13 protein-coding genes are annotated in these 11816 nt (G+C 66.2%); 4 read left to right on the top strand and 9 right to left on the bottom strand.

Annotated features, from left to right (window positions below; translation table 11 throughout):
• Positions 1-6: 6 nt before the first annotated feature.
• Positions 7-399, bottom strand: a complete 393-nt coding sequence (locus tag JWN03_RS01935; RefSeq protein WP_297608718.1) for an AMP-binding protein — start codon at positions 397-399, stop codon at positions 7-9.
• Between the two features lie 149 nt (positions 400-548).
• A complete protein-coding gene (locus JWN03_RS01930; protein ID WP_297608715.1) occupies positions 549-1361 on the bottom strand; it encodes a helix-turn-helix domain-containing protein in 813 nt (270 codons plus the stop codon).
• Positions 1362-1590: 229 nt separating this feature from the next.
• Between JWN03_RS01930 and JWN03_RS01925 the strand changes: the two genes are divergently transcribed.
• Positions 1591-2034, top strand: coding sequence for a DUF4254 domain-containing protein (locus JWN03_RS01925; protein ID WP_366914357.1), 444 nt, complete (start codon positions 1591-1593; stop codon positions 2032-2034).
• Between the two features lie 295 nt (positions 2035-2329).
• Positions 2330-2692 carry a hypothetical protein gene (locus tag JWN03_RS01920; RefSeq protein WP_297608712.1) on the top strand — a complete coding sequence of 121 codons (363 nt, stop codon included), beginning with the start codon at positions 2330-2332 and terminating at the stop codon, positions 2690-2692.
• A gap of 186 nt (positions 2693-2878) precedes the next feature.
• On the opposite strand, the gene JWN03_RS01915 is transcribed toward JWN03_RS01920, so the two are convergent.
• The 6 genes from JWN03_RS01915 to JWN03_RS01890 form a co-directional block, all read right to left on the bottom strand.
• Positions 2879-3676 carry an ABC transporter permease gene (locus JWN03_RS01915; RefSeq protein ID WP_297608709.1) on the bottom strand — a complete coding sequence of 266 codons (798 nt, stop codon included), beginning with the start codon at positions 3674-3676 and terminating at the stop codon, positions 2879-2881.
• Between the two features lie 2 nt (positions 3677-3678).
• A complete protein-coding gene (locus tag JWN03_RS01910) occupies positions 3679-4575 on the bottom strand; it encodes a 2-aminoethylphosphonate ABC transporter permease subunit (RefSeq protein WP_297608706.1) in 897 nt (298 codons plus the stop codon).
• A gap of 166 nt (positions 4576-4741) precedes the next feature.
• On the bottom strand, positions 4742-5926 hold the full coding sequence (locus JWN03_RS01905; RefSeq protein WP_297608703.1) for an ABC transporter ATP-binding protein: 1185 nt from the start codon (positions 5924-5926) through the stop codon (positions 4742-4744).
• 26 nt (positions 5927-5952) lie between these two features.
• Positions 5953-7020, bottom strand: a complete 1068-nt coding sequence (locus JWN03_RS01900) for a 2-aminoethylphosphonate ABC transporter substrate-binding protein (protein ID WP_441342923.1) — start codon at positions 7018-7020, stop codon at positions 5953-5955.
• Between the two features lie 118 nt (positions 7021-7138).
• Positions 7139-7825 (bottom strand): phosphonatase-like hydrolase, encoded by a 687-nt coding sequence (locus tag JWN03_RS01895; protein WP_297608700.1) that lies wholly within the window; start codon positions 7823-7825, stop codon positions 7139-7141.
• Between the two features lie 26 nt (positions 7826-7851).
• On the bottom strand, positions 7852-8967 hold the full coding sequence (locus JWN03_RS01890; RefSeq protein WP_297608697.1) for a TIGR03364 family FAD-dependent oxidoreductase: 1116 nt from the start codon (positions 8965-8967) through the stop codon (positions 7852-7854).
• A gap of 98 nt (positions 8968-9065) precedes the next feature.
• Between JWN03_RS01890 and JWN03_RS01885 the strand changes: the two genes are divergently transcribed.
• Together JWN03_RS01885 and JWN03_RS01880 are read left to right on the top strand one after the other, a co-directional pair.
• Positions 9066-9797, top strand: a complete 732-nt coding sequence (locus JWN03_RS01885; RefSeq protein WP_297608694.1) for a GntR family transcriptional regulator — start codon at positions 9066-9068, stop codon at positions 9795-9797.
• A 203-nt stretch (positions 9798-10000) separates the two neighbouring features.
• Complete coding sequence (locus tag JWN03_RS01880; protein WP_297608692.1) at positions 10001-10504, top strand: hypothetical protein; 504 nt, start codon at positions 10001-10003, stop codon at positions 10502-10504.
• Between the two features lie 4 nt (positions 10505-10508).
• Here JWN03_RS01880 and JWN03_RS01875 read toward each other — a convergent pair whose 3' ends face one another.
• A complete protein-coding gene (locus tag JWN03_RS01875; protein WP_297608689.1) occupies positions 10509-11738 on the bottom strand; it encodes an alpha/beta hydrolase family protein in 1230 nt (409 codons plus the stop codon).
• Between the last annotated feature and the right edge of the window lie 78 nt (positions 11739-11816).

Raw genomic sequence — 11816 nt, 5'->3', positions numbered from 1 at the left:
GGCAGATCAGGCGGTGGCCAGGAGTGCCGGATGGAGCTCCGCGGCGGTGAGGGGCGCGTCGGAACCGGTCAGGTACTGCACCAGCGTGGAGCGATCGTCGAGCACCAGCCAGCGGCCGGCGTCGGTGTAGTTCTCCATACCGGCCTTGGTGGTGACGCCGAAATCGGCCCGCGAGGCGGTGGCTTCGGTGGTGTAGGGCACCGGGGTGGCGCCGGTCTTGGTGATGGCCAGCCGGGCCACGATCGACTCCAGCTGCGGGGTGTGCACGATGGCGACGCGGTCGCCGGGGCGGACTCCGCGGTGCACCAGCATGCGGGCCAGGCGATTGCTCCAGCGATCCAGCTCGATCGGGGTGAGTTCGTCGGTGGTGGTGGCGGGCGATTCGACCGGCTTGCACATCGGTAATCATCCTCTCGGAGATGCGGCTACGTGGTGCTGTTGGCTATGTATCCAACTGTCGCCGCATTCGGCCGGGCCCGACAGCAACCTCAGTGCTGTCGATCACCGCTCCGAGGGTGGTGATCTGCCCACCTAGGGTGGGTGGATGATCAAGTACCGAAGTCGTTCATGGTCTGCTCGATCATATTGATGGAGTCGCGCGGGCTCAGCGCCATCGCTCGCAGCTGGTCGAACATGACGCCGTAGCGGCGGACCTCCGGATGCCCCTCGATCAGTTCGTCGCTGGCCTGGCCTTCCACGTACACCAGTTCGGGGTCGGCCGGATCCGGGAAGTCCAGCAGTGTGAACGAGCCGAGCATGCCCGGGTGGGCGCCGGCGTCGAAGGGGAGGATCTGCAGGATCACATTGCGCTTGTCGGTGTGCTCGAGCAGCCGGTCGAACTGTTCGCGCATCACCTCTTTGCCGCCGACCAGGCGGCGCACGACCGACTCGTCCAGCACCACCCACAGCTCCAGGGGATCGTCCTTGACGAGCACCCGGGAGCGTTCACTGCGTGCCCGAATGCGTTGCTCCAGTACCTGTTCGGAGATCTTGGGCATGGTGGTCTGGTAGATGGCGCTCGCGTACGCCGCGGTCTGCAGCAGGCCGGGGATGTAGGAGGATTGGAAGAAGCGCGCCGACAGCGCCTCGGCCTCGAAGTTGATGTACGCGCCGTAGACCTCCGAGACGGCGTCCTCGAAGGACCGCGCCATACCGGGTTTGAGCGCATCCACCAGCAACTGCAAGGCATCTGAACGCTGTGGCTCGGGAATCTCGTAGAGCTCCAGCATGGCGGTCAGGGTGCGGCGCTGTGGCCTGGCCTGCGCGGTCTCGATGCGGTACAGGGTGGTGACGTTGATACCTGTTCTGGCGCTGACCACCTCTTTGCTGAGGCCGGCGGTTTCACGCATCTCGTGAAGCATCGCCGCGAGTCTGCGCAAACGGACAGTAAGCACAGTTCGCTTGCCCGCCATGACAACCCTTTCGTCTTGCGCACTAGCAAGAACGCACTGTTGCGTTCTTGCATTTGTAAGAGCATGATTCGGCTAGCCTATTCGTGAACAACCGATCCGATGACCGGTATAGCTGATTTCGGAGACCAATCATGTTGGTGCGATTAGTGATGCTGTCAGGTACGTGTGGGGCGACCCGATGACGATGTCGATAGCCGGCGCTCTGCCGACTGCCCCGCAATTACTCTGTGCCTTCCAAGGGCGGCGATTTCAAGATCGAGTTCTGCTCAGGTCTGCGCATGCTCTGGCCGAGCTGCACGAACGCCGAGCCGAAATCGGTGATTCCATGCTGGTCGCCGAGATCGATTGCCGGCGCATCGAACTCGTCGACGATATCAATGACTGGGTGGAACAGGAACTGCCACAGCACCGCAGCGGTGCTCTGTTGCACACCGAGAGCCTGGGGGCGGTCGTTGACCGCATGGCCAGGAGCTGGGTAGAAGCCAATCAGGTGATCGATCATGACGGCGCAGGCAGCGATAACACCCATAAACACTGGTACCATCTGGCCGAACTAGTCGACGGTTACACTGATCTCGTAATCGACGTGGCTGGCGGCCGTCGCCGTTTACCAGAACAATGATTCCAAATGCATTGACACAATTAATGCATTGCTACGAATCCATTGTCACCAGCGGTGACGTCAACCGGGCAGCGCTATCGGACCAGTAGCTCTCTCGAGCCGTTAGACGTCGCCCGCCTCAGACGGCGGGCGCAACGGGGCGCCCCGCCCGGTGTGCCGCGTGGTCGACTGGCGCGGCACACCCGTCCCGCCTCTTCTTTGCCATCCACAGCGTCGCTTCCCTCCATGCCTGACAGCACTTCGCGAAATTGCGAGTGAAATAGGGCATTTCACATTAAATGGACGGAGTTCGATCATGAATGCCGGAGAGACCACGGCCGATGCCCTGTACAACCAGGCGGTGGGCGGCACCTTCCGCATGGACGTGGCGCTTGCCCGCAAGTGCGCCGCAACCTTCCTGGGATTCGCAGACGCACTAGACCCCCCAATCGACCACTCCCGCCGAACCCACACCCTCACCGGCTTCGGCGCCTTCGACTCCGCCCGCCAACTACAGCACGGCTTCGAGTCCAAAGCAGTCGAGTTGACCGAAACCCTCACCACCCTCAGGGATTCGGCCCTCCACATGGCCGCCGCCTACCTCCTCGCCGCCGGCCTCATCCAAGCCTCCGACGACTCCCACGCCCGCGCTCTCCTGGCAGCCACCGCGGGCCTCTGAACTTCAGGCCGATCCCTCCCTGAAGAAATAGTTGGACCGGTGCCGACCATTCGGCACCGGTCCAACTGCATCAACGGTCGAACCATCCAGCCCCGCAACCCCTTTCGCCGCATGCTTCCCTAGCGACCCCCGACCGCTCGGGGCGCAGACACCACCGGTAGTTCGGCGGGGCCGGCGTCTGAAGCCTCAGCGGAGGGCGGCGCGGCCGCGGAGGCGGCCCAGGATGATCAGGGCGATGAGGGTTACTGCTACCAGGAGTGTTGTGCTGGCGGCGGCGTTGAAGACCTCGCCGCGGTCGGTGGCGGCGAAGATGCTGACGGGCAAGGTTTTCCAGGTGGCGGGGTAGACCATGATGGTTGCGCCGAGCTCGCCCATGGAGAGGGCTACTGCCAGACCTGCTGCCGCGCCCAGGGCGGGGAGGAGTAGTGGGAGGGTGATGCGGAAGAGCACTCGGGTCGGGCCGGCGCCCAGGGATTCGGCGGCCTGTTGGTAGCCGGGGTCCAGACGGTCCAGGGCGGCGGAGACGCCGCTGAAGGCGTAGGCGAGGACGAGCACCGTATGGGCCAGGATGACAATCCATTTGGTGCCGCCGAGGAGCAGTGGGCGTTCGTTGAAGGCGATGAGGACGCCGAGCCCGATGGCTACCGAGGGGACGGCTACCGGGACGTGGAAGACCGCATCGGTGGTGCGGCGCAACCACTGTGGGGCCTCGCGGGAGGCCAGGGCCGCCCAGGTGCCGAGGACCAGGGCGATGAGTCCGGCCAGGAGCGCGGTTTGCAGGCTGACCGAGAGGCTGGCCGATTCTTCACCGGACAGCACGTGGTCGAAGTTCGCGAAGCCGAGATTCGATGGCAGCGGGCCGGTCCAGCGCCCGGCCAGTGCGGCGGCCACCACGGTGGCGATCGGGGCCACGAAGACGATGGTGACCACCAGGGCGAAGACGCCCAGTACCGCGAGACGTCCGCGGCGAGTCCACACCAACATGGTCAGCTCTCCTGTCGGGTGCTGGTCAGGCGGGCGAAGAGCAGGCGGTAGCCGAGGTAGAGGGTCAGCGAGAGCAGCACCTGCACCGAGGCCAGCACGGCCGCACCGGGAAGATCGAAGGTGACGATGCCGCGCGTATAGATGAGCGCGGGCAGCGTAATGACACCCTTGGCGCCGGTGAAGAGCACGATGCCGAATTCATTGAGCGTCAACAGCAATACGAGACTGCCACCCGCGGCGAGTGCGGGCCAGGCCTCCGGCAGCACCACCTGACGCAGCACTCGCCACGGTGTCGCGCCGAGGCTGGAGGCCACGTCCAGCTGCTCACGAGGCAGCTGCGCGAAGGCCGCCAGCAGCGGGCGCACCACGAACGGGGTGAAGAAGGTGATCTCGGCGAAGATGATGCCCCACGGTGTGGACAGGAAGTTCAGCGCCGGTTCGTTGCTGCCGGTGAGCTTTTCGATGAGCGCGTTCACCGCGCCCGCTGTCCCGTACAGGAAGGTGAAGGCGAGCGTCACCAGGAACGACGGCAGCGTCAGCACGGTATCGATGAGGCGCCCGACGAGCTGTGCACCCGGAAACGGGATGAATGCCAGCACGATTGCCAGGAACGTCCCCAGCAGCAGGCATCCGATGGTGGAGGACACCGCGATGGTGACGGTGCGCCACAGCGCATTCCGTACCGACTGCTCGGCCAGCACACCCGTCCAGGTGCCGGTGCCGCGACTGCCGTCCTTGGTGGTGGTGGACTCCCACAGCACCCGCACGATCGGATACACGGCGATGAGCAACACCACCAGCACCGGCGGTAGCGTCCACAGGATCGGCCGCAGCGAGCGCCGCGGCGCGGGGGACTCCGGAGCGGCGGGGGCAGCGGGAGTTTCGAGTACAGCGGTCACGGCTGCCTCCTATCGCGTGCGGCGGCGACTCCGGTGAAAAGCTCGGACCACACGTCCCCCCTCACGGGACGCGTGGTCGTAGTCGAACGACGGTCACGTGCTGGCGGGCCGGCACCCTCCAGGTCGTTCGAGTCAAGGGGCCGACGGTGCGGCAGTGCGGTCGAACTCATGCCCGCACCCCGGAATCAGCTGCGGCAGAGCCGGTTCCGATGGCGGGCGGAATCAGCACACCGGCCGGGTCGGGGAAGCGCACGCCCACCGAATCACCGGCGGCCAGTTCGGTGTGCCCGGGAACATCGGCGGTGAACTCGACCGGAATACCGGCGACGGTGAGGTGCAGGCGGGTGACCGCACCCTTCCAGATGGTGGCGTTCACAGTGCCGCGCAAGGCATCCCGCTCGGTGAGCGCGACAATCTGCACGGTGTGCGGCCGTACACACAGCTGCGCATCGGCATTGGGCACCCAGTCCGGACGCCCGACGCTCGGCTGCGGCGCTTCCGCCTGCAGGGTGTGCTCGCCGACGGTCACCAGCGCCGCCGTACCGGCGACGTGCCGCACGGTGCAGGGCAACAGATTTGCGCCGCCCAGGAAGGAGGCGGTGAACTCGGTGGAGGGCTGCTGCCACAGCTGGTGCGCGGTATCGATATCGACCAGCCGCGCATCCCGCATGACGGCGATCCGGTCGGCAAGCGCGAGCGCCTCCGCCTGATCATGGGTGACGTATAGCATTGCCGTGTCCGGCAATGCCTTTCGCAGCTCCTGCAGCTCACCAAGCATGGACTGCCGCAACTGCGCGTCCAGTGCCGCCAGCGGCTCGTCGAGCAGCAGCACCTTGGGCCGGATGGCCAGCGCCCGGGCAATCGCCACCCGCTGCTGCTGCCCGCCGGAGAGTTCTCGCGGCAGCCGCTTGGCATAGGAACCCATGCCGACCATATCGAGCGCCTCGGTCACCCGAGCCGCTATCTCGTTGCGCGGCACATGATGTGCCTTGAGCCCGAAGGCCACATTGTCGTGCACCCGCATATGCGGGAAGAGCGCATAGGACTGCACCACCACTCCGATACCGCGCTTGGCGGGGGAGAGGTCGGTGACATCGCGGCCGCCCAGTCGCACCGTGCCCGAGGTGGGCCGGACGAAGCCGGCCAAGGCCTTGAGCGCGGTGGACTTGCCGGAACCGCTGGGGCCGAGCAGTGCAACCGTTTCCCCCGCGGCGACGCGCAGGTTGAAATCGGCGAGTGCGACGGTGGTTCTACGGCCGTGGCCGTAGGTGACACCGACCCGGTCGAACACGATGGCCGGTTCGATGGCGGCGGCATTCGCCACTGTGGATGTCGTCAACGCGGAGGACATGGTTGCTGCTCCTGGGGTTGATTCAGTTAGCTGCCGGTGGCCTTCGAGTACGCGGCAACATCGGCATCGAGGGAGTCGAGGACCGAGGTCCAATCCGGGTGCAGGACAGTGACATTGCGAACAACCGAGGCCGGGTTCACGGTGCCGGCGACAGCCGGGGCGGCCGCGATGTCGGTGCGAGCCGAGACAGCCATGGCATCGGGCAGGGTCTTCTGCGTATCCGCGGACAGCAGGAAGTCCATCAGCTTCTTGGCGCCGTCGGAATGCGGCGCACCCTTGGCCAGACCCATCAGGTACGGCAGCGCGACGGTGCTCTGCTTGCCGTCGGTGGTGGCAGGGAAGAAGACGTTGAACTTGGAGGTGTTGTCCTTGATGGTCGCCAGGTTCATCTGCACATCGCCATTGGCGACCAGCAGCTCACCCTTGTCGACCTTCGCCTGCAGCTTGCCGGTGGAGGAGGACGGGCCGACATTGTTGGCCTGGAGCTTGGTCAGGTAGTCCAGCGCGCCCTGCTTGCCGTACAGCTGCTGCAGCAGGATCAGCACCGCGGTGCCGTCACCGGCCTGGCCGGGGGTGGAGTACTGGACCTTGCCCTTGTAGTCCGGCTTGAGCAGGTCGTCCCAGGTCACGCTGGAGGCGTTGACCGACGGATTGGCGATGAAGCAGAGGTAGTTGCCCGCCAGCGTGACCCACTGACCGCCTGCGTCCTTGTCAGCCGCGCCGAAGGCCGCGGTGTCGACACCGCTGTTCTGCAGCAGGCCGGACTTCTCGGCCTTCTGCATGAAGGGCGGCAGCGTGACGATCACGTCGGCCTGCGGGTTGGACTGTTCCTTCTCGACCCGGTTGACGACCTCGCCGGAACCGGCCTCGACCAGATTGACCGCAATCCCGGTCTGGTCCTTGAACTTCGCGAACTGGGTCTTGTACCAGTCGCCGACACCGTCGGCGGAGTAGACGGTGACCGTCTTGCCGCCGCTGGAATCGCTGCCGGTGCCGCCGCAGGCGGTGAGGCTGAACGCGACCGCGGTGGCGGAGGTGAGGATCAGAGCGGTACGGGCGATGGTGCGTGCGAGGCGGTTGTTCGTATTACGCACGGTGACTGCACTTTCAGTAAATTGGACAGAGCCAGTTCGTGGGACGGGTCGATCGAAGGGGCGGGGGTTGTGTTGATTCACTACATCCGTCGCCCCGGCGTACCGGGGCGGACGAAACTCAGGCGCGTTCGGCCAGCAGCAGCTGCGCGAACTCGGTGACCGACGGCACCACATGGGTGGCGCCCGCGGCCCGCAATTGCTCCTCGTCGTGCGCGCCGGTCAGCGTGCCCGCGACGATCCGGGAGCCGGCGGCCAGACCGGTGGCGATATCACTGGCCGTATCGCCCAGCACCGCAACACGATCCACGGCATCGATGCCCAGCCGCAGCAGCGCGGTCAGCACCATGTCCGGGAACGGGCGGCCGCGACCGGCATCGGAGGGAGCGAGGGTGAGGTCGGCAATATCGTTCCAGCCCAGCGCGTTCAGCAGTTTGTCCTGGGTGGCGCGGCTGAAGCCGGTGGTCAGCGCCACCTTGATCCCCGCCGCCCGCAGCGCCGAAATGGCCTCGACAGCACCGGGAATCGGGGTGACACCCGCATCGGCGAATTCCGAGTACGCGGTCTCGAAGGCGGCATTGGCCTGCTGCGCGCGCTCCTCGTCGCCGAGGATCGCACGGAAGACGGTGATCTTGGACTGACCCATGGTGTCGATCACGTACTGCCGGGCGGACTCCCGCTCCGGGCCTTCGAGCGGAATACCCGCAGCGGTCGCGGCCTGCTCGAAGGCGCGAATGACCAGGCCGTCGTCTTCGACCGTGGTGCCCGCCATATCCAATACCGCGAGGTCGATCTGCTTGTCGGACAAGGATTTTCCTTACAGTTGACGGAGGTTCAGAGATTGAGGAGGTCGGCGGTCTCTTCGCCGATCGCGGGACCGAGGGTCATACCGCGTCCACCCGGACCGGTGATCACCCAGACGTTCTCCTCGGCCTGCGCGCGGGTCACGATGGCGCCCGGATCGATGGACTGGCTGTAGATGCCCGCCCAGCGCCGCACGACCTGCGGCAACTTGCGGCCCAGCAGCTCCTCCGCCACGGCGGTGAGGTGCTCGTAGGGGGCCTCGTCCACATCGAAATTGAACGGTTCGTCGTACTCGTGGGTGTCACCGATGGTGAGCCCACCGTGCAGGCGTTGCACGCACAGCAGCTGCATCTTGTGCTGTGCGGCCGTGAAGGGCTGTGCCTCTTCCCGATTGAGCCGATCCAGCTCCGCGCCGGCGAAGGCCGGATAGTAGCGGAAGCTGTCGCCGTCGGCCACGGCGGTGGTGAGCGGTTCGCCGAGCGGGGCGGTCTGCATCATCTGCAGCCGCACCCGGCGCACCGGAATATCGCCGACCAGTTCCCGGGTCAGGCCGGTGTGCGCCGCACCCGGGCAGACCAGCACCAGATCACCCTCGTGGCGGCGACCGCGATCGTCGACCACGGCGGAGCCGGTCACGGTGCGCGCCTCGGTGCCTGCGAAGAAGGTGTAGCGCCCGGTGGCCTCCATATAGCGGCGCAGCGCGGGCAGCGCCTGCCGGGACTCCACCGCGGCATCGGTCGAACAGTGCAGTCCAGCAAGGAATTTGCCGCGCAGTGCCGGGTTGACGGCGCGCACGCCGTCGGCGTCCAGCAGTTCGAAACCGCGTTCCTCGGCCGACGGATTCCGCATGGCGGCCTCGGCCACGGCCAGTTCGGTTTCGGTGCGCACCAGGGTGATGGAGCCCGCGGGCCGGAAGCCCACGCCCGGCACCTTGCCGCCGATTTCCTCCCACAGCTGGCGGGAGCGGAGCGTGATCTCCAATTCGTTCGCGCTGCGCCCGGATACCCACACCAGACCGAAGTTGCGGACGGTGGCGCCGCGCGCCTCTGCCTCCCGCTCCAGCTGGACCACTTCGTGGCCGCGTCCGATAGCGGCCAGGGCGTGGGCGGTGCCGATGATGCCGCCGCCGATGATGACCAATCGCATGCGACCTATGGTGGCCAATGGTCTAGACCTACGGGTGTTTCGTGTGCAAACGCTAGGTTAACAATTGGTATAGACCAATCGTGGGTATGCTTTGGGGCATGGACACGACGGAAGTCGCCTTTTCCGCCGCCGAGGCGCGCATCCCGAAGTCGTACCGGGTACGCACCGAGCTGGAGTCGCTACTGGACGAACTGAACGAGGGCGATCCGCTGCCGTCGGAGCGCGATCTCGCCCTGCGCTGCGGCGTTGCTCGCGAGACCGTGCGCCAGGCGCTGCGGGAGTTGCTGGTGGAGGGCCGCATTCGCCGCCAGGGTCGCGGCACCGTGGTCTCGCGCCCGAAGATGGTGCAGCCCTTGACTCTTCGCTCCTATACCGAAGGCGCACTGAAGTTCGGCCGCACTCCCGGCCGCCTGCTGGTCGACTGGACCGACATTCCCGCGGACCCCGACACCGCGCAGGATCTGGCCCTCGCTCCCGGCACCCCCGTCATGCACCTGGAGCGAATCCTGCTGGCCGACGGTGAACGTATCGGGCTGGAGAGCACCTTCATGCCGCTCGAGCGCTTCGCCGTGCTCCGGGACTTCTACAATCCTGAAACCTCGCTGTACGCCGCCACCCGTCACATGGGTGTGGCCTACGCCTCGGCCACCGAACGTATCGAGACCATGCTGGCCTCGCCGCGGGAAGCCGCGCTCCTGGAATGCACCACCGCCCTCCCGATGCTCCTGCTGCACCGTCGCAGCATCGATACCGACGGCGTCCCGATAGAGCGGGTCCGCTCGCTGTATCGCGGCGACCGCATAGCGTTCCAGGCCAAACTCACCGACTAGCGATACCGATGTGGTCGCAATGTGACCGACTCGGCTCGGCGGTCGTGGCATGTATCCGTAAGCGACGCTAACCTCGAAACCGGGACAATCACGACGCTCACCCGTTGCCACGGCGGCAACGGGCTGTTGTCGATCCCACCCACGTTCACTGGGTCTGTGCTCGAAAGGTATTGAAGAACAACGAGTTTGGAGTCTAGACGGTTATGACGACGCCTTCTGCATCTGCGACCACCATGCCCATACCCCGGAGCGCGCTGCCAGCTGCTCAGCCCGGCCGCAGCGCATGGCAGCGGGGATCACTGTGGTGGGACGCGAAATCCGTCCTGGTGACCCGCCCGACCGCACCGGGCCGCCTCGTCACCGTCCCGCACCTGGTCGTTCCCGCCGAATACGGCCGGCTGAACTTCCTGCTCTCCTCCTACGACATCGAAGCAGAGCAGTTGGGGCAGGATCGCCGGGTGATGATCCAGCCCGGCGATTGGCGCGGCCGCCCGATGATCGGCAGCCGTCAGCAGTACGGCAGCGTCCACATCGTCCGGGACGATTTTCTGCTGGAGCGGGCGCACGAAGGCATGCGCATCAAATACGGTGCGCGAAATGCCTTGGCGCGCATGGCTCATCGGTTCAAGCAAGGGACCGCTCCCTATGGTGACCTCGTCGCCTTCGTAGAGGTGCACCCGCACCGCCCGCTCATGATCGAACCCTGATCGATCAGTTGGATTCGCTGAAGGCGGGGACCGGCAGCCCGGCGGCGGTGGTGTCGAGCCAGTCGAACAGGCGCTGGTGGGTCAGCAGCATCGCGCCCGTATGACAGTGCTCGCCCGCGCCTTCGGCCTCGGTGCCGGTGATCAGATCTTTCGGGCAGGTCAGGGCCTCGTAGACGCGCTGGGCCTCGCCGCGGAAGAACTGGTCGTTCTCGGCCTCGAGAACCAGCGTGGAGCAGTGGATTTCGGTGGCCACTCCGGCAAGGGTGTAAGCCGCGGTGCGGCGGATGTAATCGGCGGGGGAGGCGGCGCCGAAGGTCCACTGGCCGTTGCGCAGCGCCCAGCGGACGGTGGTGTCGAACGCCATGATCATCGCGGCCACGTGATCGGCCTCCTCATCGCGGCCGTCCGCGATCCATTCCGCCAGGAACGGCGGCAGGATGCGCTCATGGGCGCTGTGGTAATCGAAGAGGCCGTCATCGAGAATCAGTGCGGCCACCCGGTGTTCGAAGGCCGCGGCCCGGGCTGCCAGGAAGCCGCCGAGGCTGTAGCCGAACAGGGAGATCCGGTCCGGGTCGATCTCCGGCACGGTGAGCGCGAAATCCACTACCGGGGTGATGACCGCCTCCCAGTCGGGCCGGAACGGCAACCCCTGCTCGCGAATCACCGCGCCCTGCCCGGGGCCGTCGAACGCCAGCACCTGATAGCCGCGAGCCAGCGCGCCGGCGGCCAGCGCGAAGTAGGACTCCTCCAGCGTGGAATCGAATCCGCTGTTGAAGATGAGGGTCGGGCGGGGCATCCCGGAGTCGTCGACCAGGTACAGGTAACCCGGAAGTGTGGTGTCCGCGTAGGGAATCGACACCGATCGAACCGGGGTGTCCATGAGTTGTGCTGCCTGCGAGAACGTTTCGCGCGACAGCCGGGAGAGTTCCCGCGCCTGAGGATCGTCGGCCGGATTGTCGCGCCGGTAGAACTCGGCGGTGCGGTAGTAGTTCGATGCCCGCAGTAGCGCCTCGCGGGCGCTGACCCGCCGCCCCGCCGCCGCGCACGCGGTGCCGATGCCGTGCACCCGCCGGGCGGTGGCCTCCCACTCGCGCATCCAGGCCGCCTCATCGCCATCGGTGATCCGGCTCGCGGTCGACACCACCTCGCCGAGCTCGGCCCCGCCGTAGCAGGCGAACCCGGCCGCACGCAGCGTCTCGAACGAGAACGACTCATCGTCGAACAGAAACTTCATGGCCTCTACCTCTCGATTTACGTCGATACGACACCGTTTCGTCGTACGAGAAATACGGTAACCCCACCCACGACGAAA

This window comes from Nocardia sp., from assembly GCF_025465275.1.
In the GTDB taxonomy this organism is placed as follows: domain Bacteria; phylum Actinomycetota; class Actinomycetes; order Mycobacteriales; family Mycobacteriaceae; genus Nocardia.
This window is presented reverse-complemented; position numbering and strand designations above follow the sequence as displayed.